17 protein-coding genes are annotated in these 26,534 nt (G+C 68.2%); 7 read left to right on the forward strand and 10 right to left on the reverse strand.

The window, feature by feature from the left end:
- Positions 1-10 precede the first annotated feature (10 nt).
- The 4 genes from narH to ADE01S_RS14500 all read right to left on the reverse strand — a co-directional run bounded on the left by narH (position 11) and on the right by ADE01S_RS14500 (position 8,142).
- Positions 11-1,576, reverse strand: coding sequence for a nitrate reductase subunit beta (narH, locus tag ADE01S_RS14485; protein ID WP_062682397.1), 1,566 nt, complete (start codon positions 1,574-1,576; stop codon positions 11-13).
- Positions 1,573-5,313 carry a nitrate reductase subunit alpha gene (locus ADE01S_RS14490; RefSeq protein WP_062682398.1) on the reverse strand — a complete coding sequence of 1,247 codons (3,741 nt, stop codon included), beginning with the start codon at positions 5,311-5,313 and terminating at the stop codon, positions 1,573-1,575. The genes narH and ADE01S_RS14490 overlap by 4 nt, the downstream gene beginning before the upstream one ends.
- 156 nt (positions 5,314-5,469) lie before the next feature.
- Positions 5,470-6,855 carry a NarK family nitrate/nitrite MFS transporter gene (locus ADE01S_RS14495; RefSeq protein WP_062682399.1) on the reverse strand — a complete coding sequence of 462 codons (1,386 nt, stop codon included), beginning with the start codon at positions 6,853-6,855 and terminating at the stop codon, positions 5,470-5,472.
- 27 nt (positions 6,856-6,882) lie between these two features.
- Positions 6,883-8,142, reverse strand: coding sequence for an MFS transporter (locus ADE01S_RS14500; RefSeq protein WP_062682400.1), 1,260 nt, complete (start codon positions 8,140-8,142; stop codon positions 6,883-6,885).
- 283 nt (positions 8,143-8,425) lie between these two features.
- Here ADE01S_RS14500 and ADE01S_RS14505 point away from each other — a divergent pair, with 283 nt between their 5' ends.
- Positions 8,426-9,676 (forward strand): NnrS family protein, encoded by a 1,251-nt coding sequence (locus ADE01S_RS14505; RefSeq protein WP_062682401.1) that lies wholly within the window; start codon positions 8,426-8,428, stop codon positions 9,674-9,676.
- Between the two features lie 13 nt (positions 9,677-9,689).
- Here ADE01S_RS14505 and ADE01S_RS14510 read toward each other — a convergent pair whose 3' ends face one another.
- The 6 genes from ADE01S_RS14510 to ADE01S_RS14530 form a co-directional block, all read right to left on the reverse strand.
- Positions 9,690-10,523, reverse strand: coding sequence for a hypothetical protein (locus ADE01S_RS14510; RefSeq protein WP_062682402.1), 834 nt, complete (start codon positions 10,521-10,523; stop codon positions 9,690-9,692).
- Positions 10,524-10,596: 73 nt separating this feature from the next.
- Positions 10,597-10,806 (reverse strand): hypothetical protein, encoded by a 210-nt coding sequence (locus ADE01S_RS31580; RefSeq protein ID WP_131828749.1) that lies wholly within the window; start codon positions 10,804-10,806, stop codon positions 10,597-10,599.
- A 77-nt stretch (positions 10,807-10,883) separates the two neighbouring features.
- Positions 10,884-12,755: a PepSY-associated TM helix domain-containing protein gene (locus ADE01S_RS14515; RefSeq protein WP_075873420.1), complete on the reverse strand. Its 1,872-nt coding sequence runs from the start codon at positions 12,753-12,755 to the stop codon at positions 10,884-10,886.
- A 70-nt stretch (positions 12,756-12,825) separates the two neighbouring features.
- Positions 12,826-15,297, reverse strand: coding sequence for a TonB-dependent siderophore receptor (locus tag ADE01S_RS14520; protein WP_062682404.1), 2,472 nt, complete (start codon positions 15,295-15,297; stop codon positions 12,826-12,828).
- Between the two features lie 119 nt (positions 15,298-15,416).
- Positions 15,417-16,469, reverse strand: a complete 1,053-nt coding sequence (locus tag ADE01S_RS14525) for a FecR family protein (protein ID WP_062682405.1) — start codon at positions 16,467-16,469, stop codon at positions 15,417-15,419.
- Entirely contained in the window at positions 16,466-17,134 is a 669-nt protein-coding gene (locus ADE01S_RS14530; protein ID WP_062682406.1) for an RNA polymerase sigma factor, read from the reverse strand. Before ADE01S_RS14530 ends, ADE01S_RS14525 begins: the two co-directional genes overlap by 4 nt.
- Before the next feature lie 216 nt (positions 17,135-17,350).
- On the opposite strand from ADE01S_RS14530, the gene ADE01S_RS14535 reads away from it, so the two are divergent.
- The 6 genes from ADE01S_RS14535 (at position 17,351) to ADE01S_RS14560 (ending at position 26,525) form a co-directional block, all read left to right on the forward strand.
- A complete protein-coding gene (locus tag ADE01S_RS14535; protein ID WP_062682407.1) occupies positions 17,351-17,938 on the forward strand; it encodes a TetR/AcrR family transcriptional regulator in 588 nt (195 codons plus the stop codon).
- Between the two features lie 102 nt (positions 17,939-18,040).
- A complete protein-coding gene (locus ADE01S_RS14540) occupies positions 18,041-18,544 on the forward strand; it encodes a hypothetical protein (protein ID WP_062682408.1) in 504 nt (167 codons plus the stop codon).
- A 12-nt stretch (positions 18,545-18,556) separates the two neighbouring features.
- Complete coding sequence (locus ADE01S_RS14545; RefSeq protein ID WP_172853127.1) at positions 18,557-19,147, forward strand: hypothetical protein; 591 nt, start codon at positions 18,557-18,559, stop codon at positions 19,145-19,147.
- Between the two features lie 63 nt (positions 19,148-19,210).
- A complete protein-coding gene (locus ADE01S_RS14550; protein WP_062682410.1) occupies positions 19,211-20,383 on the forward strand; it encodes an efflux RND transporter periplasmic adaptor subunit in 1,173 nt (390 codons plus the stop codon).
- Positions 20,380-23,460: a multidrug efflux RND transporter permease subunit gene (locus ADE01S_RS14555; protein WP_062682411.1), complete on the forward strand. Its 3,081-nt coding sequence runs from the start codon at positions 20,380-20,382 to the stop codon at positions 23,458-23,460. The genes ADE01S_RS14550 and ADE01S_RS14555 overlap by 4 nt, the downstream gene beginning before the upstream one ends.
- Positions 23,457-26,525: an efflux RND transporter permease subunit gene (locus ADE01S_RS14560; RefSeq protein ID WP_062682412.1), complete on the forward strand. Its 3,069-nt coding sequence runs from the start codon at positions 23,457-23,459 to the stop codon at positions 26,523-26,525. Before ADE01S_RS14555 ends, ADE01S_RS14560 begins: the two co-directional genes overlap by 4 nt.
- Positions 26,526-26,534: the final 9 nt, after the last annotated feature.

Here is a 26,534-nt window from a genome sequence, read left to right on the forward strand (position 1 = left end):
TTCTCCTTTCCTAGGCCGTGGCGGCCTTCTTGCGGGATTTCGGCATCTCGATGAAGATCTCGCTGCCCTGGGGCTTGCGTCCGAACAGGGTGCCTTCCGACACGCCGCCGGAGCAGCCGTTGCCGAAGGTGAAGCCGCAGCTGCCCTTCTCGTTGAAGCTGTCCTCGACCATTTCCTTGTGGCTGCTGGGCACCACGAAGCGGTCCTCGTAGTCGGCGATGGCCATGATCTTGTACATGTCCTGCACCGTCGCCTCCGACAGGCCGACCTGGTCCAGCAGCGCCGTGTCGCGCTCGCCATGCACCGATTCCGAGCGCTTGTAGGCGCGCATGGCCAGCATGCGCTCCAGCGCCTGCACCACCGGCGCCTCCTTGCCGGCCGTAAGCAGGTTGGCCAGGTAGCGCACCGGGATGCGCAGGCTGGACACGTCCGGGATCATGGCGCTCTTGCCCACGGTGCGCCGCGGCATCTGGCCGGACTCGGCGGCCGACTGGATGGGCGACAGCGGCGGGATGTACCACACCATCGGCAGCGTGCGGTACTCCGGATGCAGCGGGAACGCGACGCGCCATTGCACCGCCATCTTGTAGACGGGCGAGTTGCGGGCGGCCTCCAGCCAGGCTTCCGGGATGCCCTGCTCGCGCGCGGCGGCGATCACCTCGGGCGAGTGCGGATCCAGGAACAGGTCCAGCTGGGATTGGTACAGGTCCTGCTCGTTGGCGGTGGCCGCCGCGGATTCGATGCGGTCGGCGTCGTACAGCAGCACGCCCAGGTAGCGGATGCGGCCCACGCAGGTTTCCGAGCAGACGGTCGGCTGGCCGGCCTCGATGCGCGGATAGCAGAAGGTGCACTTCTCGGCCTTGCCGCTGTTCCAGTTGTAGTAGATCTTCTTGTACGGGCAGCCCGAGATGCACATGCGCCAGCCGCGGCACTTGTCCTGGTCGACCAGCACGATGCCGTCGTCCTCGCGCTTGTAGATGGAGCCCGACGGGCAACTCGCGACACAGGCCGGATTCAGGCAGTGTTCGCACAGGCGCGGCAGGTACATCATGAAGGTGTTCTCGAAGGTCGAGTACATCTCTTTCTGCACGCCCTCGAACAGCGCGTCGCGGCTGCGGGAGCTGAATTCGCCGCCCAGGTCGTCTTCCCAGTTCGGGCCCCAATGGATCTTATCCATCTTCTTGCCCGTCAGCACGGACACGGGGCGGGCCGTCGGCGGCGTCTGCGACAGGGGCGCGTTCTTCAGATGCTCGTAGTCGAAAGTGAACGGCTCGTAGTAGTCGTCGATCTGCGGCAGGTTCGGGTTGGCGAACAGGTTGGCCAGGATGCGCAGCTTGCCCCCCTGGCGCGGTTCCAGCTTGCCCGCGGCCGTGCGTTGCCAGCCGCCCTTCCACTTGGCCTGGTTCTCCCATTCCTTCGGATAGCCGATGCCGGGCTTGGTCTCGACGTTGTTGAACCAGGCGTACTCGACGCCGTCGCGGCTGGTCCAGACGTTCTTGCAGGTGACCGAGCAAGTGTGGCAGCCAATGCACTTGTCCAGGTTCAGCACCATGCCGATTTGCGCGCGTATCCTCATGATTGCTTCTCTTCTTGTTGCGTTTCGACCAGCGGACCTTCGAGCCAGTCCACCTTCTTCATCTTGCGCAGCACCACGAACTCGTCGCGGTTGGCGCCCACCGTGCCGTAATAGTTGAAGCCGTAGGCCTGCTGGGCATAGCCGCCGATCATGTGCGTGGGCTTGAGCACCGTGCGCGTGACCGAGTTGTGGATGCCGCCGCGCTTGCCGCTGGTTTCGGCGCCAGGCACGTTCACGATCTTTTCCTGGGCGTGGTACATCAGGCACATGCCCACCGGAACGCGCTGGCTGACCACCACCCGGGCGGTGAGCGTGCCGTTCACGTTGAACACCTCGACCCAGTCGTTGTCGACCAGCCCGGCCTGCTTGGCCTCGGCTTCCGACACCCACACGTGGGGGCCGCCGCGGCTCAGCGTCAGCATGCGCAGGTTGTCCGAGTACGTGCTGTGGATGCCCCACTTCTGGTGCGGCGTCAGCCAGTTCAGGACCAATTCCTTCTCGCCGTTCGGATAGCGGCCCAGCATGGGCGCGACCGTCTTGGTGTCGATGGCCGGCTTGTAGACGCAGAAGCCCTCGCCGAAGTCCAGCATCCAGCGGTGATCCTGGTAGAACTGCTGGCGGCCGGTCAGCGTGCGCCATGGGATCAGCTCATGCACGTTGGTATAGCCGGCGTTGTAGCTGACCTCTTCGCTCTCCAGGCCCGACCAGGTCGGCGCGGAGATGATCTTGCGCGGCTGCGCCTGGATGTCGCGGAAGCGGATCTTGTCGTGCTCGCGGCCCACGGCCAGGTGGGTGTGGTCGCGCCCGGTGATCTTGCCTAGCGCTTCCCAGGCCTTGACGGACACGTGGCCGTTGGTTTCGGGCGCGAAGGTCAGGATCATCTCGGCCGCGTCGATCGCGGTGTCCAGGCGCGGACGGCCCTGGCTCACACCGGTGTCGGCCACGCTGTCGTTGATGCCCGCGAGCTCGCGCACTTCATGCTCGGTGTTCCAGTTGATGCCCTTGCCGCCGTTGCCCAGCTTGTCCAGCAAGGGGCCGACCGACGTGAACTTGCGGTAGATGTCGTTGTAGTCGCGCTCGACCACCGTCATGGACGGGGCGGTCTTGCCCGGCACCAGGTCGCATTCGCCCAGCTTCCAGTCGCGCGGCTCGAAGGCCTGGCCCAGTTCTCCCGGGGTGTCGTGCATCAGCGGCGTCAGCACCAGGTCGCGGCGCTTGCCCAGGTACGGGCCGCCGATCTCGCTGAAGCGCTTGGCCAGCAGCTTGTAGATCTCCCAGTCGGTCTTGCTTTCCCACAGCGGCTGCACGGCTTCGCTCAGCGGGTGGATGAACGGGTGCATGTCCGAGGTGTTGAGATCGTCCTTTTCGTACCAGGTCGCGGTGGGCAGCACGATGTCGCCGTACAGGCAGGTCGTGCTCATGCGGAAGTCCAGCACCGTCAGCAGGTCGAGCTTGCCTTCGGCCGCGTCGTCCTCGCGGGTGACTTCCGTCGGCTTGATCGCGTGGGCCTCGTCGCCGAATACGGCGTTCTGCGTGCCCAGCAGGTACTTCAGGAAGTACTCGTGGCCCTTGCCGCTGGAGCCCAGGATGTTGGAGCGCCACACGAACATATTGCGCGGGAAGTTGGCGGGGTCGTCCGGGTTCTCGCACGCCATCTGCAGTTCGCCCGACTTCATCTTCTCGACGGCGTGGGCCACCGGGTCCTTGCCGGCGGCGTCCGCCTCGGCGACCAGATCCAGCGGGTTGCCGCGCAACTGCGGCGCGGACGGCAGCCAGCCCATGCGCTCGGCGCGGGCGTTCAGGTCGATCATGCTGAGATCGCCGTACTTGCCGCGGTCGGCGGTGGGGCCCAGCACTTCCTGCACGTTCAGCTTCTCATGGCGCCACTGGCTGGTGTGGGCGTAGAAGAACGAGGTGCCGTTCATCTGCCGCGGCGGGCGCACCCAGTCGGAGGCGAAGGCCAGCGGGGCCCAGCCGAACTGCGGGCGCAGCTTTTCCTGGCCCACGTAGTGCGCCCAGCCGCCGCCGCTCTTGCCCACGCAGCCGCACATCATCAGCATATTGATGATGCCGCGGTAGATCATGTCCATGTGGTACCAGTGGTTCAGGCCGGCGCCGACGATGACCATGGACTTGCCTTCGGTATCGTGGGCGTTCTGCGCGAACTCGCGCGCCACCTGGATCACTTGCGCGCGCGGCACGCCGGTGTGCTTTTCCTGCCAGGCCGGCGTGTAGGGCACGTCGTCGTCATAGGAGGTGGCGACGTTGCCGCCGCCCAGGCCGCGGTCCAGGCCGTAGTTGGCCATCTGCAGGTCGTACACCGTGGCCACCAGGGCCTCGCTGCCGTCGGCCATCCGGATGCGCCGCGCCGGGACGTTGCGCACCTGCAGTTCGCCGTGCTCGCTGCCGAAGTACGGGAAACCCACGCCGACCACGGCGTCGGACTTGCCCACCAGCGTCAGCACGGGCTCGATCTCGCGGCCGCTGCCGCCGTCCTTGGACTCCAGGTTCCAGCGGCCCACCTTCTCGCCGCCATTGACCGCGCCTTCGCCCCAGCGGAAGCCGATGCTGCCGTTGGGCGCCACCAGGTCGCCGGTGCCGGCGTCCAGCACCAGCGTCTTCCAATCCGGGTTGTTCTGTTCGCCCAGGGCGCCGTCCAGGTGCGAGGCGCGCAGGAAATGGTCGGGCGCGTAGAAGCCGTCGCGCTCCTTCAGCAGCACCAGCATGGGCATGTCGGTGTAGCGGCGGACATAGTGGCGGAAATAGGTCGACGCGCCCGAGAGGTGGAATTCCTTCAGGATCACGTGGCCCATGGCCATCGCCAGCGCGGCGTCGGTGCCCTGCTTCGGGGCCAGCCAGATGTCGCCGAACTTCACCATTTCGCCGAAGTCGCTCGACACGGCCACGGTCTTGGTGCCCTTGTAGCGGACTTCGGTATAGAAGTGGGCGTCGGGCGTGCGGGTCTGGGGCACGTTGGAGCCCCACACCATGAGATAGGTCGAGTTGTACCAATCGGCCGATTCCGGCACGTCGGTCTGCTCGCCCCACACCTGCGGGCTGGCCGGCGGCAGGTCGCAGTACCAGTCGTAGAAGCTCAGGCAGGCGCCGCCCAGCAGGCTCAGGTAGCGGGCGCCGGCGGCGTAGCTGACCATGGACATGGCCGGGATGGGCGAAAAGCCGATCAGGCGGTCGGGGCCGAACTTCTTGATCGTGAACGCGTTGGCGGCGGCGATGATCTCGGTCGCGGTATCCCAGTCGGCGCGCACGAACCCGCCCAGGCCGCGCACGGCCTTATAGCGCTTGGCGCGGACCGGGTCCTGGCTGATCCATTCCCAGGCGGCGATCGGATCCATGGTCTTGCGGGCCTCGCGCCACATTTCCATCAGGCGGCCGCGGATCATCGGATACTTCACGCGCTGCGCCGAATACACGTACCAGCTGTAGGAGGCGCCTCGCGGACAGCCGCGGGGCTCATGGTTGGGGAGGTCGGGCCGCGTGCGCGGGTAGTCCGTCTGCTGCGTTTCCCAGGTGATCAGGCCGTTCTTCACGTACACCTTCCAGGAGCAGGAGCCCGTGCAGTTCACCCCGTGCGTCGAGCGCACCACCTTGTCGTGCTGCCAGCGGGCGCGGTAGGCGTTCTCCCACTTGCGGTCTTCGTTGACCGTTTCGCCGTGACCGTCCGCGAAGGTGGACTTCACCCGCGACATGAACTTCAACCGGTCCAGAAAATGACTCATTCTCTATTCTCCAAGAGCGCCGGCCCCGCCGGCGCGTACTGCGATCGATGCTGTTGAAACCACTTTAGGCGCGGCCCGCTTCTAGGACCATTCCCCGGTGGCATAGGCCGGGCGCGGCAGAATGACTAGACACCCCGGCCAGGCCGATCCGGCGCCTCAGCACGGCACCGGCGCATTGCGCCGCCCGTAGTACCACCAGGTGATCACCAGGCAGGTGGCGTAGAAGCCGATGAAGCAATACAGCGCGGCCTGCACGCTGCCCGTCATCTCCAGCGAGGTGCCGAAGCTGCGCGGGATGAAGAAGCCGCCGTAGGCCCCGATCGCGCCCGAGAAGCCGAGAACGGCCGCCGATTCCTTGGCGGCGTCGGCCTGCGCCTGCTTCTGCGCGGCGGCATCCTTGCCCTTGGCGGCCTGCGTGCGCTCGCGCAGGAAGATCACCGGGATCATCCGGAACGTCGAACCGTTGCCCAGGCCGGTCAAGGCGAACAGCACGATGAACATCGACAGGAAACCCGTGAAATCCCCCGGGCGGCCGCCGACCGGCAGGAAAGCGATCACGCCCAGCACGGCCGCGATCATGGCCGCGAAGGTGAACAGCGTGACCCGCGCGCCGCCCACCTTGTCCGACACCCAGCCGCCCACGGGGCGCGTCAGCGAGCCGACCAGCGGCCCCAGGAACGCGTAGGCCATGGGATCGACCTGCGGGAACAGTGTCTTGGTCAGCATGGCGAAGCCCGCCGAGAAGCCGATGAAGGAGCCGAAGGTGCCCACGTACAGCCAGCACATCAGCCAGTTGTGCTTGCGCTTGAAAATCACGGCCTGGTCGGCGAAGGACGCGCGGGCGTCGGCGATATCGTTCATGCCGAACCACGCGGCGATGGAGGCCAGCGCGATCGGCACCACCCAGACGAAGCCGGCGTTCTGCAGCCACAGGTTCTGCTGCGCCCCGTTCACGGTCACTTCCTGCGGCGCGCCGCCGGCCACGCCGAAGACGCCCACCGAGATCACCACCGGCACCACGAACTGCACCAGCGACACGCCCAGGTTGCCGATGCCCGCGTTCAGCCCCGTCGCCAGGCCTTTCTTCTCCTTGGGGAAGAAGAAGCTGATATTGGCCATGCTGGAGCTGAAGTTGCCGCCGCCCAGGCCGCACAGCAGCGCCAGGATCAGCAGCGTCGGAAAGGTGGTGGTCGGGTCGCGCAGCGCGAAACCCATGCCCAGCGCCGGGATCAGCAGCGAGGCGGTGGAGATGGCCGTCCACTTGCGTCCGCCGAAGACGGGCACCAGGAAGGAATAGAAGATCCGCAGGGTCGCGCCCGACAGCGCGGGCAGCGCCGTGAGCCAGAACATCTGGTTCTTGGACAGCATGAAGCCGGCGCGGTCCAGGTTGACCACCACCACGCTCCACAGCATCCAGATGCTGAAGGCCAGCATCAGCGCCGGGATCGAGATCCAGAGGTTGCGGTTGGCGACGCGCGCGCCGGTCTGTTTCCAGAAGCCGGGATTATCCGGCTCCCAGCGGGAAAGGACTTGAGTGGACATAGGATTCTCGCAGGAGGTACGGGTAAATCAGGCGGCTTGCTGCCGGGCAATGGCCGCGCTTTCCGGCCGGAAACTGAAGTGCATGAAAATGAGGGAGACGCAGACGGTGCCGTACAGCAGCATGAAGGCGCTGGAGCGGATGCCGGTCAGGTCCAGCAGCACGCCGAACATGATGGGCAGCACGAACCCGCCCAGGCCGCCGGCCAGGCCGACGATGCCGGAGACGGCGCCGATGTTCTCGCCGAACTCGTCAGAGATGAACTTGAAGACCGAGGCCTTGCCGATCGCCATCGCGATGCCCACGATGAACAGCAGGACGGTGAAGCTGACCGGTCCCAGCGCGATGTCGAAGCTGCGCGGGCCGCCGGCGGTCAGCACGGTGAAATGCGTCTGCGGATAGCTGAGGATGAAGAAGGCCACCCAGCACACCCACATGACCCACCAGGTCGTCTTGTAGGCGCCGTAGCGGTCGGAGATCCATCCGCCCACGGCGCGCAGCACGCCGCCGGGCAGCGAGAAGCAGGCCGCCAGCAGCGCCGCCAGCTTCATGTCGAAGCCGTACTCGCCGATGTAGTACTTGGTCATCCACAGCGCCAGGGCCACGTAGCCGCCGAACACCACCGAGTAGTACTGGCAATAGCGCCAGACGCGGGGGTCCTTCAGCATGGCGAACTGCGCCGAGAGGCTTGCGCCGCTCTTGACGCGGTGCGACGGATCGGACGCCGAAAACACCCAGAACAGGATGGCCGTGACCAACAGCGCCACCGCGTACACCTTGGGCACGATGACCCAGGAGCCGCCGGCCGCCGCGATCAGGGCCGGCGCCACGAACTTGGTGATGGCGGAGCCCGAGTTGCCGGCGCCGAACACGCCCATGGCCAGCCCCTGCTTGTTGCGCGGGAACCAGCGCGCCACGTAGGGCGTGCCCACCGAGAACGAACCGCCCGTCAGGCCCACGAACAGCGCCAGCACCAGGAACTGCCAGTATTCCGTCGCATAGGACATCAGCCAGATCGGCACGACGGCCAGCAGCATCAGGATGAAGAACACCGGGCGGCCGCCGTAGCGGTCCGTCCAGATGCCCAGCGGCACCCGCACCAGCGAACCGGTCAGCACCGGCATGGCGGCCAACAGGCCGAACTGCGTTTCGGACAGGCCCAGCTGCGTCTTGATGGGGATGCCCAGCACGGCGAAGATCATCCACACCGCGAAACAGATGGTGAAGGCGAACGTACTGGATATCAGGACCCGCATCGGCGCGCCGGCCGAGGAATGACTTGCTGCCATGGTTGCTCTCGCTTTGCTCTCGAAGACTTCTCACTTGTCGCTAGCCTAGGGACAGCGCGCCGAGGGGGCCATTCGCCGGCTGACCAGAAGCCCCATGCCGATGTGTCTAGTCACCCCGGAGTTCCGGCCGGGCTTGCGCTGGATCAATTTCCGGCGCTGGCGGGGAAGCGTCTGGCGTATTAATATGTATTTCAAATACACCTTTAAACCCGCAGGTCCCCATGAGCACGCCGGGCCGCCCCAAGGGCGAATACCGGAATGCGCAGCATGAAGGTAATCAAAAGTGAGCACGCTGCTGAACATCGACGAACCCGACCAGGCCTCGCGCCGCGCGCGCCCGCAGTGGCGCGCCTTCACCGAAATGGGGTTCCGCCCGCTGTACCTGGGCGGCTGCTTCTGGGCGCTGGCCTCCGTGCTGCTATGGGTGCACGCCCCGAGCCTGCTGACCGGCGTGCTGGGCGGCATGCCCTGGCATGCGCACGAAATGCTGTGGGGTTTCGTCGCCACCATCGCCGCGGGGTTCCTGCTGACGGCGGGCGCCAACTGGACCGGCAAGAACCCCTTGCGCGGCAACGCCCTGGCGGCGCTCTGCGCGGTGTGGATCGTGGCGCGCGTGGGCTATCTGGTTCCGGGACGGCCCGCGTTCGTCGTCGCCGCGGCGGCCGACCTGCTGTTCTTCCTGTGGGCCGCCGCCGCGCTGGGCCGCGCCGTGGCCGTCACGCGCAACCGGCGCAACTATGGGGTGCCCCTGCTGCTGCTGGCGCTGGGCGCCACCAACGCGCTCTATCTCTGGGCCACGGTGCAGGGCGACTACTTCGCGCTGATGCGCTACTTCAATGCCGGCCTGCTCAGCATGGCCGTGCTGACGCTCCTGATCGCCCGCCGCATCCTGCCCTTCTTCGCGAAGCGGGCCGTGGCCGGGCTGGACATCCCGCCGCACACGCGCAGCGGCCACTGGCAGCTGGGCGCGGGCGCGCTCGCCATCGCCTGCCTGCTGGCGGACCGGCCGCGGGTCGCCGCGCTGGCCCTGGCCGCGACCGGCCTGATCGCCCTGGCGCAATGGATATCGTGGAAGCCCTGGGCGGCGCGCCGCGTGCCGCTGCTGTGGATTCTGTACGCGGGCTATCTCGGCCTGGGCATCGGCCTGCTGGTCGGCGCGGCGCAACTGGCCGGCTACGTGCTGCGCACCGCCTGGCCCGCGCACGTAATCGGCGTGGCCGGGTTCTCGGTGCTGATCATCGGCATGGTGACGCGCACCGCGCTGGGCCACCTGGGGCGGCCGCTGCAGACGGACCGCAGCATGGTCGCCAGCTACGCGCTGGTCATCCTGGCCGCGCTGCTGCGCCTGGCCGCCCTGCTGCCCACCACCGCCATGCTCGGCCTGCTGCACGCCTCGGCCACCGCCTGGGCGCTGGCCTTCGCGCTGTACCTGTGGCGCTTCTTCCCCCTGATGATCCGGCCGCGGGCCGATGCGCCCCAGGCCGCCGCGCCCGTGATGCGCGTGGTGCCGGCGGTCCGGCGCCCCGCCGCCTGAGCGCCCGCCGCGTTCAGCCGCGCGTTTCGCGCCGGCGCGTGGCCGCCAGCTGCTGCTTCATGGCCTTGAGCCAGGCCTTGACCTGCTGCATGTCGACGAACTGCGATAGTTCGAATTCGAGTTCGCCGATGTATTCCTGGGCATCGGCGATTTCCGCATCCAGGTCTTCCATCAGGTCCGCGGGATCGATGGATTGCGCGGGGTCGAAGTGGTATTTGGCCTTGAAGCCGTCTTCCGCCGCCGCAATGGCGCCAGCCAGGATGGCAAGCTGCGCCTCCAGCGCCCGGTTGTATTGCGCGTAGCGGTCCTCGTCGATCTCGGCCTGCCGCTCGGGGCCGGCGGCCGCCAGCGCCTCGATTTCCGCGAGCGCCTCCGGATTTGGGGCGCCGTCCGCCGGTCCTGGCGGCGTCGGCGCGTTGTCCTCGTCCTCTTTGCCCTCTTCGTCCTCCAGCTCGGCGTCGTAGTCCGAGCCGCCATGCTTCAGATACAGGGCCTTCAACCTCTCCAGATCGCATTCCGCCGGCGTGCCGTCCAGCACCATGGCGTCCAGCGTCTCCTGCGCCAGCTGCGCCGCGATTTCGGACGCCAGGGCCCGTTCCGCCTTGGTCAGTTCCTTCTGCTTGCAGGCATGGTCGAAGCAGGCCACCAGCCTGGCCTTCAGCTCGACTTCGACCGTTTCCAGCGGCGCCAGCGCGTCTTCGTATTTCTTCTGGTACTCCGGCTGCACGGTCTGCCACAAGCGCAGGCGGGCGCGCTCCGTTTCCAGCGTCCGCGCGAGCGACTCGAATCTCTGGCGTTGCGGCGGCGTGGCGGATGCCGGCTGCGCGGCGGACGTGTTTGCTTGCATGGAAGGAACCTGGGCAGGCGGCGCGATGCGCGCCGCGAAATGATCGGAGCGCCATTTTAGACGCCCCGCAGGCTTATCCAGGCGCCCGACCGGACGTGTCGTCGTCGTCCTCGGCCGTCGTATCGGCGGGCTCGATGTCCTCGTCGGGCACCTCGTCGCCTTGGGCGCTGTCGCCGGCGTCGTCCGGGTTGACGGGCGGCGGACGGTGGTCGGGCGTTCCCGGCGGCGGCGTGGTCGCCATCGTTACCGGACGCGGAGCCAATTCAAAATGGATGTCGAGCATCGTTGCACCTATCGGGAATTGCGGCGAAAGCCGCCGCCGCCCCGTACCAGCAAGCGCCATGCCCGACGGCTCGCCCCCTAGGCGCGCAGACCGAGCAGCGCCAGGCCCGACACCAGGCAAGCGACCGCGATCAGCGTCCACGCCCGTCCCGCGCTACGGGCGCCGAACACGCCCACCCCGATGGCGGTGTACACCACGAAGCTCAACAGCGTTCCGGCCAGCACGCCGACTGCCTGCGAAACGCCGGCCACGGCCGGCCAGATCAGCGCCAGCGCCGACATGGCCAGGGCGGACAGCAGATAGCCGCCCGCGCCAGCCGCCATCACGCGGCTGACGATCCCCCACCGATGCGTTGCGGCGCCGTCGCCGGCGGCCCGCGCCTTCCGTGGCGGCTGCGCGGCGCCCGCCGGCGCATCCTGCCAGTGCCGCCGCAACGCGCGGACCATGCATGCCAGCAGCACTCCGGACGCAAGCGCCGTGAGTTCCACGGCCGCCGGCAGCGTCTCCCCGCTTGCGGCATAGGCCCACAAGTGGCGGCCCGTCGTTGCCCAGTTCAATATCGGCAGCCCCAGGCAGAGCACGGCGGCCGCGGCCAGTTGCTCGATCCAGGCTCGGCGGGGCGAGCGCCAGAGTGCGTGGACCAAGGTGGCCGCCCACACGGCGAAGAAGACGCGTATCTCCCAGGCGCCGCGTTCCGGCCAGGCGGCCGGAATCAGCCGGTTGCCGTAGAAGTAGGCGATGCTTGCCACAGCAATGCCCGCCAGCGCCGCGACGTTCAAGGCCTCGACGCAACGGTAGATCCTTGCCGTGGCGTCGCCGAACTCGTGCTCGCTCTTCTTGCGCCGCTTGATGGAGAACAGCAGCGTGCCGATGGCGATCATGGCGGTGCCCGTCAGGCCGCTGAAGAAGTACAGCCACTTGATGGTCCATCCCCCGAAGTCGGCCTTGTGCAGGGCTTCGATCGTCTCATGGACCTGCTTCGCCGCCACCGCTTCGTGATGCGCGGGCACAAGCTGCAAGACGGTTCCGCCATGCGCATCGAATGCCACCCGGCTACGCTCGGTGAGCAGCCGCGGCGCCGCGCCGGCCAGGGGCTTGCGGCCGGACACCAGGACGACGCTGCCCGCGCCGCCCGGGCGGTCGATGGTGATCCGCGCCGCGTCCTGTCCCGTCAGTTCGCGAGCTCGCGCCAGCAAGGGGTAGAGATCCGGGACGACGCCAACGCCCTGCCCCGCGGCGCGAGGCGCCGGCTGCGTGGGCGCAAGCTCCGCCTGATAGCGGCGATAGGCGCCGGCGTCGTCGCCATACGCCGCGCGCAGCGGCCAAGGCATGTAGCTGGTGTAGAAGAACGCCAGCCCGGTGTAGCCGATCATGAACAGGAACGGCAGCGTCAGCACCGCCGTGGCATTGTGCGCATCCAGCCAGCTGCGCAATCCCTTGCCCGCTCGAAACGTGAAGAAGTCCTTGAAGATGCGCTTGTGCACCACCACGCCGGAGACCAGCGCGACCAGCATGCACAGGGATATCCAGCCCACCAGCCAGTAGCCCGGCAGGCCGCCGTGCAGTGTGTAGTGGAAGGACATGAAATGCCGGCCGCCCTCCGTCTCGCGTATCCGGGGCGCGGGCTGCGCCGCGCCCGTCCGCGAGTCCAGCCAGACGTCGTGGCCAGTGCCATCGTCCGCGCGCCAGGACAGCTGCGCGGGCCAACCGGGCTGGGCCGGCAAGAAGATGTCCCAGGCGGCAGCCCCGGCGGCCCGGGACGACAGCTCCTGCGTCGCGCGCGCCAGCCACTGCCGCGCGTCGGCAGCCTCGGCGGCGGGACCGGGCGGTGGCCCCGCCTCCATCCAGCGCGTGATGGGCTCCCGGAAAACGCTGAGCGTGCCGGTCAGGAAGATCGCGCACAGCAGCCAGCCGCAGGTCAGGCCGCACCAGGTGTGCAGCCAGGACATGCTCTGGCGGAATCCGCCCTTCACGACTGCGTCCCCGGGCCGCCGCGAGGACCGGCCGGCGCATGGCCGGTCACAACGTGCCCCGCAAGGTCAGCATCACGTTGCGAGGCTCGCCGTAGTGGTTGCCGCGCCGGATCTGGCTGACCATGCCGTAATAGTCCTTGTCGAACGCGTTCGCCACGTTCAGGCTGGCGGACCAATGCTTGTTGATGCGATAGCCCGCGCGCAAATCCCATACCGCGCGGCCGGGCGCCCCCATGCGCACCGAAATGTCGTCGTAGGCCTTGTACGAGTAGCCGCTTTGCGCCGACACCCCGCCGCCGACGCTGAAGGCATTCCAGCGGCCCGGCAGTTGGTACGTGGTGGACAGGCGGAACAGATGGCGCGGGGTCTCCGCGCTGATGGTCTCGCCCTCGTCGTCGCGGCTGGTGACGTAGGTATAGCCCGCCATCACCTGCCAGCCCGGCGAGATTGCGCCGCTCGCTTCCAGTTCGAAGCCCTTGCTGCGCAGGGTGCCGCCGTTGCGATAGCAATTGGGCGAGGCCAGCGAACCCGGGCAGCTTCCGGCGGCCGCCACGTCCTCCACCGCGATGCCGGACTTCTTCACGGCGAACACCGCCGCGGATAGGTTCAAGCGCCCGTCGTAGAGCTCACCCTTCACCCCGGCCTCGTAATTGGCGCCGATAGAAGGGTCGAGCGGCTTGCCCGAAGCCGTCACATAGGTGCTCTGCGGCTGGTAGGTATCCGCATAGCTGGTGTAGACGGACCATTGCTCGTCCAGGTCGTAGACCAGTCCGGCGTAGGGCGTGAATTCATGCTTCTGCTCATAGTCCCGGGTCATCCGGCCCGTCAGCCCATCGTCCGACCTGTACTTCAGCCAGCTGAACTTGCCGCCCAGCAGCAAGTGCAGCGGGTCCGCCAGTTGCAGCCGCATGCTGCCGTACAGGCTGGTCTGCTCCAACCGCGACGTTTCCTTGCTGTCCCAGGCGGGACGCGCGGGCCGGGGGATGGAGGAATGGTCGGGATCGTACACGTCGATGGGGGTGTCGTCGTCCAGATTCGCCGATTTCTGGTTGACGCGCTGGCGCGACCAACTGGTGCCGAGCAGGATCTGGTGGGTGCCGCCCAACGCCTGGAAACTGCCCGTGGTGTTCAGGTCGATGCCATCGCTCTTCACGTGCGCGTTGTTGAAATAGGTGGTGTAGAAGCTCGAACCCACGCCGGTCGCCCGATCCACGCCGCCGAGCGGAATGGCCACGCGCTGGTCCAGGTCGACCTCGGTGTGGTTGAGCGACAGGCGCGCCTTCCAGTCCTGGTTGAACCGGTGCTCGGCCTCGGCAAACACTTCGTTCACCTGGCCCTTCTGCCGGTTCCAGTCCTGGAGCAGCGAGGTCGAGCGCGAAACGTCCAGCGCGCCGCCGTCGGTGTAACGCGGCAAACCGAAAATCCAGTAGCCGTCCGTGTCGGTGGCCTGGTGGCGCGCGCCGAACGTCAGCGTCGTGTCGTGGCCGACGTCGGCGTCGATCACGCCGTAGACCAGGGGCGATTTCGACTTGCTGCCGTCGTAGAAGTAGTGGCGGTCCTGGTAAGCGGTGACCAGGCGGCCTCGCACCGTGCCCGATTCGTTGATCGGGCCGCCGCCGTCGAACTCCATGCGGTAGTTGTCCCAGGAGCCGACCGTCGTGGCCCCCTCGAAATGGCCTTCGCCGCGCGGACGCTTGCGCACCATGTTGATCGCGCCGCTCGGATCCGCCGAGCCCAGCATCAGGCCGGCCGCGCCGCGCAGCACTTCCACCCGGTCGAAGACGGCGGTGTCGATGGGCAGCCAGCCGACCGGGGCATAGACCACGCCGGCCACGCCGTCGACCAGGTAGTTGTTGTCGTCTACCGTGAAACCGCGTATCGAGAACTTATGGTTGCCGAAGTTTCTTGCCGTCTTCGTTACGCCCGTCGTCTGCGCCAGGGCCTCGTCCAGCGTGGTCAGGTTCTTGTCGTCCAGCAGTTGGCGCGTGAGCACGCTGACCGACTGCGGCGTTTCCCTGACGGACTGCGTCATCTTGCTGATCGTGATGGCATCGCTCGTGTACGAGCCGGTTCCCTCGGTGGTCGGACCGCCCAAGCCGCGGCCGGTGACCGTGACCGATTGCAGCGTCACCGCGTCAGACGAGGATTGCCCCGCCACCGTCAAGGTGTACACGTTCGGCCTGGCGCTGTTGACGCGCACGTCGGTGCCGGACAGCAAGTGATCCAGCGCTTCCCGCGGCGCGTAGCGGCCGTTGACCGCCGGTGAGCGCTTGCCCGCCACCACGGCTTCATCGAACAGCACCTGATGCCGCGACTGTTCCGAAAACAGCCTCAAGGCATGTTCCAGCGGCTGAGCCGGAATGCTGAAATCCACCTGTGCCTGTTGCTGCGCATGCACCGCGGCCGGCGCCGCCAGGGAAGCAAGCGCGCTCGCCACCATCACCGGCATGGCCCTGAGCTCCATGCCCGCCGTCAACGCGCCACCAGCAAGCGCGTCTTTCAACAATCCCCGTCCCATTCCCACTCCCGTCGTTGTTGGCCGCTACCGGCCTTGCGGGAGTAAACGGATTCCAGGACCGGATTGGGAACCCGCGCAACGCGCGTAAACAAAAATAATTTTCAGCGGGATCCGAACGCTCAGCGGTCCTGGATGAGATAACCGCCGCCGGGCGCGCGCTTGACCTGCACCGGCAGCAGATCCGGCAAAGCTTCCAGAAAGGCGGCCGGCGCATTGGTCGCGGCGAAACCCGAGACCGGCAAGGACTTCAGGCCCGGGCTGGCCAAGGTCACCGGCTTGCCCAGGTATTGCGCGACCTCCTGGGCCACCTCGCCCAGCGGCGTGCGCCGGTACACCAGACGGCCATTGCGCCATCCGCCCACGCCGTCCGGCACTGCCGCCACCGCCTGGTAGGTAGCGTTTCGCGCATCCACGGTCACGCCTTGCTCGGCGCCCAGCGACAGCTCGGGCCGGGCCTTGTCGCGGTCGGGCTGCACGCGCACCCGGCCATGCGACACCTTGACGATGACTTCCTCCGGCGTGTTGCGCACATTGAAGGCCGTGCCCACCACGGTGATCCGACTCTGGCGGGCATCGACGGTAAATGGCCGGCCGGTGTCCGGCGCCACGTCGAAGAACCCTTCGCCCTGGTTCAGCACCAGTTCGCGGCGCCGCGGATAGTAGCGGACCTCCAGCGTGCTGCCGAAATTCAGCGCGACACGGGAGCCGTCGGGCAGGTCCAGCCGACGCACTTCTCCCGCCGCCGTGCTCACGCTCAGCACATAGCCGGGCGTGTTGTCCCAGCGATACCAGCCGTAGCCGCCGCCCAGGACCAGCGCGGCACAGACGGCGGCAAAAGCCTTCGAGAAACCGGGCCGCCCCAACACCGCCCCCCAGAAACCCGGCTGGACGGAGGCCTTCCGCGAGCCGCGTCGCGGCAAGCGCGGGGAGGGTCGGCTGGCGGCCTGCGCGTCGGAGGCCAAGGCGGGCCGAGGCGCCTGCGACAAATCTTCCCAGGTTCGCGCCACCCGCGAATACGCCTGCCGATGCGCGGGCCGCGCGGCCAGCCAGGCATGCAGTTCCTGCTCATCCGCGGCCGACCAGCTGGCATCCTGGCGGCGCACCAGCCACTCGGCCGCCGCTTCGTTCAAGGCAAGCGTGTCCGGCGAAGCAGAGGAAGACGAATCGGTCATGACGAGGCAGAGTCGCTATTGTTGTTATTGTCCAAGCCGGCGTCATCGTCGGCGGGCCGATGCAATTGCCGCATCTGCGCAACCGTAGCATAGTGCACCCGGACCTCGCAGTAGGCGATGGCGCGCGCCAGATGCTTGACCACCATGCGCCGCGAAATCTGCATGCGGGCGGCAACTTCGTCCTGTGTCAGCCCATCGAACCGGCTCAGCACAAAGGCCTCGCGCTGGCGCTCGGGCAGTTCCTGCATCGCCTCGGCCAAACGTTCCAAACGCTGTTGATGCGCCGCCGCGCGCATGGGGCACGAGGCCTCGTCCGTCGCCAGGGCCTGCATGCCCGCTTCGGCTTCATCGAGCGACACCGTCTGCAGGCGCCGACCCGCCCGGCGTTCGCGGAACTCATCCGCCACGCCGTTCAACACCGTCCGGCGCAGGTAGGCGCCTTGCTCATCGGCGGAGTCCAGAGCGGGATCGGCCGCCACCCATTTGACGACGCCATCGTGCAGCGCATCTTCGGCGCTGCCGATGCTGCCCTTGAAGCGGGCCAGGCCGCGCATGAGCGGCAAGCGCCAGCGCGCGTAGGCTTTGGCGATCGCGCTGGAATTCCCGCTCTTGTCGTCGGTGGACGCGGGCGTCTTGTCGGACGCCAGCAAAGGGTTGCGGCTCATGCGGCGCGGGTCGGTTGAAAAGTGGCCGGATTGTACTGAGATTTATTCTCAATCGCAAAATGGGTGGAATATTTGCCAGACTGCCCCGCCGCCCGAACTGCACGGCGCTTGACGATCAACCGACCAACTAGTAGATTGGCTTCCTGGCGAATGCGGCGCGATCATTCCGTGCCCGCGAAGCGCCCTGCCTATTCTCAGCACACAAGGTGAATACCCATGAGCGTGGAGCTCTCTCCCAGAGCCGCCGAAATCGTCGAGCAGACCCGCTTGCTGCTCGCCGCCGGGGGTTATCACGGGTTCAGCTACGCCGACATTTCCGACCGGGTCCATATCGGCAAGCCCAGCATCCATCACCATTTCCCGACCAAGGCGGATCTGGTGCTGACCGTCGTCGCCCTGCATCGCGAGCAGGCCAGACAGGGTCTGGAGGCATTGGATCGGCACGTCCAGGATCCGCAGGCGCGTCTCACCGCATACACGGACTATTGGGCAAAGTGCATACGCGAGAACACGATGCCCATGTGCATCTGCGCGATGCTGGCCGCCGAACTGCCCATGATTCCCCAAGCCATCGCCGACGAGGTGCGCGCCTATTTCCGTGAGCTGGCCGGTTGGATCGCAGCCGTGCTCCAGAGCGGCCATGCGACGGGCCAATTCCGTCTGCGCGATGCCCCCGCGGTGGAAGCGCAGGCCTTCATGTCGACCGTGCATGGCGCCATGTTGACCGCCAGGGCTTGCGGCGACGCCGAAGTGTTCGCATCCATTTCCAGGGCGGCCATTCGCCAATTGAGCGCGGCAGCCTGATTCCCCAGGCGCACCCCCACGGTGCGCTATTTTTTTCAGTATCAACCGATCAACTAGTCGGTCGCTTAATGCAATAACAGCACCGCCATTCCGGAGCCATCCATGCCCCACCCCATTTCCACCCTGGGCGCCGCCCACACCCTGATCAGCCTCGTGCCGGCCGCCGTCGGTATATACAGTTTTGCGCGATATCGCGGGATAGACGCCGCAACGCGATCCGGCAGGATCTATCTGGGCGGGCTGCTCCTGGCCGTGCTCACCTCGTTCGGGTTGTCCAGCTCCGGCGGTTTCAATGCCGGACATGCCCTCGGCATCCTCGCCCTGCTTTCCGCGGGGGGAGCCCTGCTCATCTCGCGGGGATCTTCGCTGCCCGGGGCGCAATCCTATCTGTCCCAGCTCGGGTTCTCGTTCAGTTTTTTCTTGATGTGGATCCCCGGCATCGCGGAAACACTGACTCGGCTGCCGCTGAGCCATCCGTTGGCCGACGATCCCCAATCCCCCTTGGTGCGCGGCGCGCTGGCGGCCTGGTTCGGGGTGTTCGTGCTGGGCTCCGCGGCGCAGTCGCTGTGGATCCGTTCGCGATCCCGCGCGGCCCGGCTTCGTTGACCGGGAGCCGCCATGCGTTCCAGCCTCATCGAGCCCGCAGGCCCGGCCCGGCCGCTTTACCACCCCGATCGCGTGGCGCATGCGCAAGCATCGCCGTTCGCGCCTGCGCGAGCCCTGCGCCAGCCAGCGGCGACAACGTCGGGCCCAAGCGCGGGGGTGGCGAGCCATGACGGCATGTCCGTGCACCGGCTGCGGGATCAGTACACGGCCCATTGCCTGAGAAACGCCGTCCTGGCGTACCACGCGCAGCAGGCCCGCCTGCAGGAGCGCGCCATTGCGGTCAATCGGGCCTTGCGCGACGAGCAGGCCGCGCTTCAGGCGCGCGCGGATGCCGCCAACGACCTGGGCACGATCCAAGGCCTGATGCCGCAGCAAATCCACCGTCATGCCGTGGGCGTTCCGCCCATCGTTGCGCCGCCGTTCACGGCCGCCGCCGGCGTTGGACGGACCTCGGTTGCTCCGGTATCCGACCTCGCCAAGACGCGCAGCGCGACCGAAAACGCATTGCCGCCTGCGTCGGCGCGCCGCGAGCCGAATGCCCACGGAACTGCCGCGGGCCTGATCGCGCTCCCGCCCGAAGCTGACAATTCACTGACTCAATAACGCGAATAGTTATTGTTCATATAGAATCCGGACTGTCTGTAACCTCCTAGCCTGGCAGTCCCGATGTCCCTGCCCCCTACCCCGGGCCCCCATTTCCCACGCAAACGCCTGGTCCTGACCGCCGCCGCGCTGGCGTTGGCGGCGTTGACCGCCTTGGCGTTCTGGTATGCCGGATCCAAGGGCTCTCCCGCCGCGCGTCCGCCGGAGTATGGGCAGATTCCCGTCGCCGTCGCCGTCGAGGCCGCCACCGCGGGCCCGCTGCAGCGCGACCTGCATGCCCTGGGCACCATCACGCCGCTGGCGCAGGTGACCTTGCGCAGCCAGGTCGACGGCGAACTGCTGAAGCTGCATTTCACCGAAGGCCAGGCCGTGACGCGCGGCCAGCTGCTGGCCGAGATCGACGCCCGCCCCTATCTTGCGGCGCTCGCCACGGCCGAAGGCGAACTGGCGCGGACCCAGGCGCTGTTGGGCAACGCCGAGGCGGACCTGCGGCGCTACCGCAAGCTGGCGCGGCAGGAAGCCGTGGCCGGCCAGCAGCTGGATACCGCCGAAGCCCAGGTGCGCGCCTACGCGGCCCAGCGGCAACGCAGCCAGGCCCAGGTGGCCGACGCCCGCCGGCTGCTGGACCACACGCGCATCGTCGCGCCGCACGACGGCCGCATCGGGCTGCGGCGCATCGACGCCGGCAACCACGTTCGCGCCGACGACGCCAACGGCCTGACCACGCTGGTCCAGACCCGGCCCATCTCGGCCCTCTTCAGCATTTCGGAAACGCGCCTGGACATCCTGCGCCAGGCCCAGGCGCGCAACGCCGCGCTCCGGGTCCAGGCCTGGGATGCGGACGACCGCCGCCTGCTGGCCGAGGGCACGCTGGAGGCGCTGGACAACCGCATCCAGGCCGCCAGCGGCACCGTCAAGCTGCGCGCGCGTTTTGCCAATGCCGACGAATCGCTGTTTCCGAACCAGTTCGTCAATATCCGGCTGGCGGTCGTGCAACAGGACCACGTCATCACCATTCCCACGGCCGCCATCCAATATGGCGCCGAGGGCGCCTTTGTGTTCGTCATCGGCGAAGACCGTCGCGCCAGCCGCCGCGTGCTGAACCTGGGCCCCGCCAACGCCGGCCGCATTGTCGTGCAATCCGGCCTGGCCGAGAACGAGCGCGTGGTGGTCGAAGGCGTGGACCGCCTGCATGACGGCCGCGAGGTGCAGATTGTCGAGCCGCAAGAATCATGAGCCTGTCGCGTCCCTTCATCCTGCGCCCCGTCGCCACGTCCTTCCTGATGATCGCCCTGCTGCTCTCGGGCATCCTGGCCTGGCGCATGCTGCCCGTGGCGGCCCTGCCACAGGTGGACTATCCCATCATCCAGGTGATCACCCAGTATCCCGGCGCCAGCCCGAACGTGACGGCGCGCGCCGTCACCGCCCCGCTGGAGCGGCGTTTCGGCCAGATTCCCGGCCTGAAGCAGATGTCGTCCACCAGCGGCAGCGGCATTTCCGTGATCACGCTGCAGTTCTCGCTGGACGTATCGCTGGGCGTGGCCGAGCAGGAAGTCCAGGCCGCCATCAGCGCCAGCGGCTCGCTGCTGCCGGGCGACCTGCCCACGCCGCCCGTGTACCGCAAGGTCAACCCCGCCGACGTGCCCATCCTGACCCTGGCCGTCACCTCGGAATCCCTGCCGCTGCCCAGGGTCTACGACCTGGTCGACACGCGCATGACGCAGCGCCTGTCGCAGCTGTCCGGCGTGGGCATGGTGAGCCTGGCGGGCGGCCAGCGGCCGGCCGTGCGCGTGCAGGTCAACCCGATGGCCCTGGCCGCGCGCGGGCTGCAACTGGCGGACGTGCAGGAAGCCATCGGCAAGGCCAATTCCAACCAGCCCAAGGGCAGCTTCGACGGCCCGGTGCGCTCGGTCATCATGGACGCCAACGACCAGCTGCAAAGCGCCGAGGAATACCGCGAGCTGATCGTGGCCTGGCGCAACGGGGCCCCCGTGCGGCTGGGCCAGGTCGCCAGCGTCGAAGACGGCGCCGAGGACCGCTATCTGGCGGCCTGGGTCGACGAGCAGCCCGCCGTGCTGGTGAACATCCAGCGCCAGCCGGGCGCCAACGTCATCGCGGTGGCGGATCAGGTCAAGGCGCTGCTGCCTCAGCTCACGGCCAGCCTGCCCGCCGCCGTGCAGGTGCGCGTCCTGACCGACCGCACCGAAAGCATCCGCGCGTCCGTGCGCGGCGTGCAGTGGGAACTGGCGTTCGCCGTGGGGCTGGTCGTGCTGGTCACCTTCCTGTTCCTGCGCAACCTGCCCGCCACGCTGATCCCCAGCCTGGCCGTGCCGCTGTCGCTGATCGGCACCTTCGGCTTCATGCACCTGGCGGGCTTCTCCACCAACAACCTCACGCTGATGGCGCTGACCATCGGCGCCGGCTTCGTGGTGGACGACGCCATCGTCATGCTGGAGAACATCGCGCGCTACCGCGAGCAGGGCCACAGCCCCCTGTCCGCGGCGCTCAAGGGCGCCGGCCAGATCGGCTTCACGCTGGTGTCCCTGACCCTGTCGCTGATCGCCGTGCTGATTCCGCTGCTCTTCATGGAAGACGTGGTGGGCCGCCTGTTCCGCGAATTCGCGGTGACGCTGGCGGTGGCCATCCTGATTTCGCTGGCGGTGTCGCTCACGCTCACTCCCATGATGTGCGCGCGCCTGCTGCCGGCGCATGCCGAGGCGCGCCCCGGCCTGCTGGACCGCGTCCAGGCGCGCTACGCGGTATGGCTGGACGCCACGCTGCGCCACCAGCGGCTGACCCTGGCGGCCATGCTGGCCACGGTGGCGCTCACCGGGCTGCTGTACCTCGCCGTGCCCAAGGGCTTCTTCCCGGTGCAGGACGGCGGCACGCTGCAAGGCGTGACCCAGTCGTCGCAGAGCACGTCCTTCGACGCCATGGCGCGCCGCCAGCAGGCGGTGGCCCGGAGCCTGCTGGCCGACCCCGACGTCGCCAGCCTGTCGTCCTTCATCGGCATCGACGCCATGAACGCCACGCTGAACACCGGCCGGCTCCTGGTGAACCTGAAGCCCTGGGCCGAGCGCAGCGCGCCGCTGGCGGACATCATGGCCCGCCTCGACGCGCGCGCCCGCGAGGTCCAGGGCATCTCCCTGTTCCTGCAGCCGGTGCAGGAACTCAATATCGAGGACCGCGTCAGCCGGGGCCAGTACCAGTTCACGCTGACCTCGCCGGACGCCGCGCTGCTGGCGCGCTGGAGCGGCGCGCTCACGCAACGGCTGGCGCGCTCGCCCGAGCTCGCCGACATCTCGTCCGACCTCCAGGGCGACGGCCGCCAGGCCTACCTGCAGGTCTCGCGCGACGCCGCCGCGCGCCTGGGCGTGACCATGGACGACGTGGCGCAGACGCTCTACAACGCCTTCGGCCAACGCCAGGTCGCCACCCTGTTCACCCAGTCCAACCAGTACCGCGTGGTGCTGGAAGTGGACCGCCGGCTGGCGCTGAGCCCGGACGCGCTGGAGCGCATCCACCTCCAGACCGAGGACGGCCAGGCCATCCCGCTGTCCGCGCTGGCCACCGTCAGCGAACGCGCCGTGCCCCTGGCCGTGAACCACCTGGCGCAGTTCCCGGCCGTGAACCTGTCGTTCAACCTGCCGCCCGGCGGTTCGCTGGGCGAGGCCATCGCCGCCATCGAATCGGCGCGCCAGGAAATCGGCATGCCCGAAAGCGTGGAGCTGCGGCTGCAAGGCGCGGCGTCCGCGTTCCAGGCCTCGCTGTCGAACACGCTGTGGCTGATGCTGGCGGCCGTCGTCACCATGTACCTGGTGCTGGGCATGCTGTATGAAAGCGCCATCCATCCCATCACCATCCTCTCCACCCTGCCCTCGGCGGCGGTCGGCGCCCTGCTCGCGCTGCTGCTCACCGGCCGGCCGCTGGACCTGATCGCGGTCATCGGCATCATCCTGCTGATCGGGCTGGTGAAGAAGAACGGCATCATGATGGTGGACTTCGCGCTGGAGGCCGAGCGAACGCGCGGCCTCGCGCCCAGCGCCGCCATCCGCGAAGCCGCGCTGCTGCGCCTGCGCCCCATCCTCATGACCACGCTGGCGGCGCTGTTCGGCGCGTTGCCGCTGATGCTGGCCACCGGCTCGGGCGCCGAACTGCGCCAGCCGCTGGGCTGGGTCATGGTGGGCGGGCTGCTGGTCAGCCAGGTGCTGACCCTGTTCACCACGCCCGCCGTATACCTGTTCTTCCACCGGCTGGGCCGGCGCCGCGACCTGGGCGCGGCCGCGCCCGACGCTGAAGGCCGGGCGCCGTGATCCGCGCCTTGCTGCACCGGCCCATCGCCTGCATCTTCCTGGCGGTGGCCCTGACCCTGCTGGGGGCCGTGGCCTGGCGGCTGCTGCCCGTGGCGCCGCTGCCGCAGGTCGATTTCCCCACCATCGAGGTGCGCGCCGAACTGCCGGGCGCCAGCCCCGAAAGCATGGCCAGCACCGTGGCCGCGCCGCTGGAGCGCGCGCTCGGCAGCATCGCCGGCGTCAGCGCCATGAGTTCCTCCAGCAACCAGGGCGCCACCCGCGTCCAGCTGCAGTTCGAACTGGACCGCGACGTGAACGAGGCGGCCCGCGACGTGCAGGCCGCGCTCAACGCCGCCCGCGCCGAACTGCCCGCCGGGATGCCGGGCAACCCCAGCTACCGCAAGGTCAACCCCTCGCAGGCGCCCATCATGGCGCTGGCCCTGAGCTCCCCGACCCGCCCCGCCGGCCAGCTCTACGACCTGGGCTCCACCGTGCTGGCGCAGAAACTCTCGCAGATCAGCGGCGTGGGCGAGGTGACGATGGGCGGCAGCTCGCTGCCCGCCGTGCGGGTGCAGGTCAATCCCAACGCGCTGGCCCATTACGGCGTGGCGCTGGACGAAGTGCGCCAGGCGATCGCCGACGCCGCCCCCATGGGGCCGCAGGGCCAGCTGGACTCCGCCGGCCAGCGCTGGGAAGTCGGCACGCCCGAACAGCCCCGCAGCGCCCGCGAGTACGACAGCCTGATCGTGCGCCACCGGGACGGCGCCGTCATCCGGCTGTCGCAGGTGGCGAAGGTGAGCGATTCGGTCGAGAACCGCTACAGCAGCGGCTTTCACAACCGGAACCCGGCCGTCGTCCTGACCATCAGCCGCCAGCCGGGCTCGAACATCATCGAGACCATCCGCGCCATCAACCAGGCCTTGCCCGGCCTGCGGGCGCTGATGCCGGCCGACGTGGATCTGACCGTGGCGCTGGACCGCTCGCCCGGCATCGACGCCACCCTGCGCGAGGCCCACATCACGCTCGGGCTGGCCACGGCGCTGGTGATCCTGGTGGTCTGGGCCTTCCTGGGCAACGGCCGGGCGGCGGCCATCCCGAGCGTGGCGATCCCGGTCTGCCTGATCGCCACCTTCGCGGTCATGTACCTGTGGGGCTTCTCGCTCAACAACCTGTCGCTCATGGCGCTCATCGTGGCCGCGGGCCTGGTGGTGGACGACGCCATCGTCGTGCTGGAGAACATCTCGCGCCACCTGGAACGGGGCCTGTCGCCGCGCGCGGCCGCGCTGCGCGGCGTGCGCGAAGTGGGCTTCACGCTGGTCGCCATGACGGTGGCCCTGAGCGTGGTGTTCGTCTCCATCCTGTTCATGGGCGGCCTGGTCGAGCGGCTGTTCCGCGAGTTCTCCATCACGCTGGTCGCGGCCACGGTCATTTCCCTGGTGGTGTCGGTGGCCATCATTCCCAGCTTGTGCGCGCGCTGGCTCAAGCCGGCCGCCCCGCCGGACCCCGCCGCCCGCCCCTCGCGCCTGCGCGCGGCCCACGTCCGCATCCACGACTGGTACGGCCGCAGCCTGTCGCGCGTGCTGGGCCACGCCCGCCTCACCTTGCTGCTGCTGGCCGGCGTGGTCGGGCTGAACGTCTATCTGTACGTGCAGGCGCCCAAGGGCTTCCTGCCCGTGCAGGACACCGGCCAGCTCGTGGGCTTCGTGCGCGGCGACGACGGCTTTTCGTTCCAGGTCATGCAGCCCAAGATCGACGTGTACCGCCAGCTCGTGCTCAAGCATCCCGCCGTGCAGGACGTCATCGGCTACAACGGCGGCAGCCTGGGCATCAGCAACTCGCTGTTCCTGATCCGCCTGAAACCCGCGTCCGAACGCAAGGAATCGTCGACCGAAGTGATCAACTGGCTGCGCTCGAACGCGCCGCCGGTGCCCGGCGGCATGTTCTTCCTGAACGTGGACCAGGACCTGCGCATGCCCGGCGGCTTCGGCAACTCGGGCGACCACGAGCTGGCCATCATGGCCAGCGACGTGCCGGCCCTGCGCCAGTGGTCGCGCAGGATATCCCGGGCCATGCAGGAGATCCCCGAACTGCGCGACGTGGACGCCGAGGGCGACGGCGCCACGCAGCAGGTGGTGATCGACATCGACCGCAGCGCCGCGCAGCGGCTGGGCGTGGACATGGGCACCATCAGCAGCGTGCTCAGCAACTCCTTCAGCCAGCGCCAGGTCGCCACCCTGTACGACGCCATGAACCAGTACCGCGTGGTGCTGGAGCTGGACCCGCGCTACACCGAGGACGCCGAGGTGCTGGAGCAGGTGCAGGTCGTGGCCGAGGACGGCCGGCGCGTGCCGCTGACGGCGTTCGCCACCTATGAATACGGGCTGGTCAACGACCGCGTCTACCACGACGGCCTGTTCGCCGCCGTGGGCGTGGGCTTCTCGCTCGCCGAAGGCGTGTCGCTGGAACAGGGCCTGGCCGCCATCGACGCCGCCATGGCCAGGCTGATGGTGCCCTCCTACATCCAGACCCGGCTGGGCGGCGACGCCCGCAATTTCCAGCAAAGCCTGCAAGACCAGCCCTGGCTGATCCTGGCCGTGCTGGTCGCCATCTACCTGGTGCTGGGCGTGCTGTACGAAAGCCCGCTGCACCCGCTCACCATCCTGTCCACCCTGCCCTCGGCCGGCGTGGGCGCGCTGCTGGCGCTGCGCCTGGCCGGCCTCGAATTCACCCTGATCGCGCTGCTCGGCCTTTTCCTGCTGGTGGGCATCGTGATGAAGAACGCCATCCTGATGATCGACTTCGCGCTCGGCCTGGAACGCCGCGAAGGGCTGACGCCGGAACAGGCCATCCACCGCGCCGCCATGCTGCGCCTGCGGCCCATCATGATGACCAACCTGGCGGGCCTGCTGGGCGCCCTGCCGCTGGTCCTGGGCATGGGCGAAGGCTCGGAACTGCGGCGCCCGCTGGGCATCGCCATCGTCGGCGGGCTGATGATCAGCCAGTTCCTGACGCTGTACACCACGCCCATCGTGTACTTGGCGCTGGAGCGGCTTCGCCTCAAGCGCAGGGCCGCCGCGCTCGGATGACGGCCCCGG

It is taken from the genome of Achromobacter denitrificans NBRC 15125, assembly GCF_001571365.1.
Lineage (GTDB): Bacteria > Pseudomonadota > Gammaproteobacteria > Burkholderiales > Burkholderiaceae_B > Achromobacter > Achromobacter denitrificans.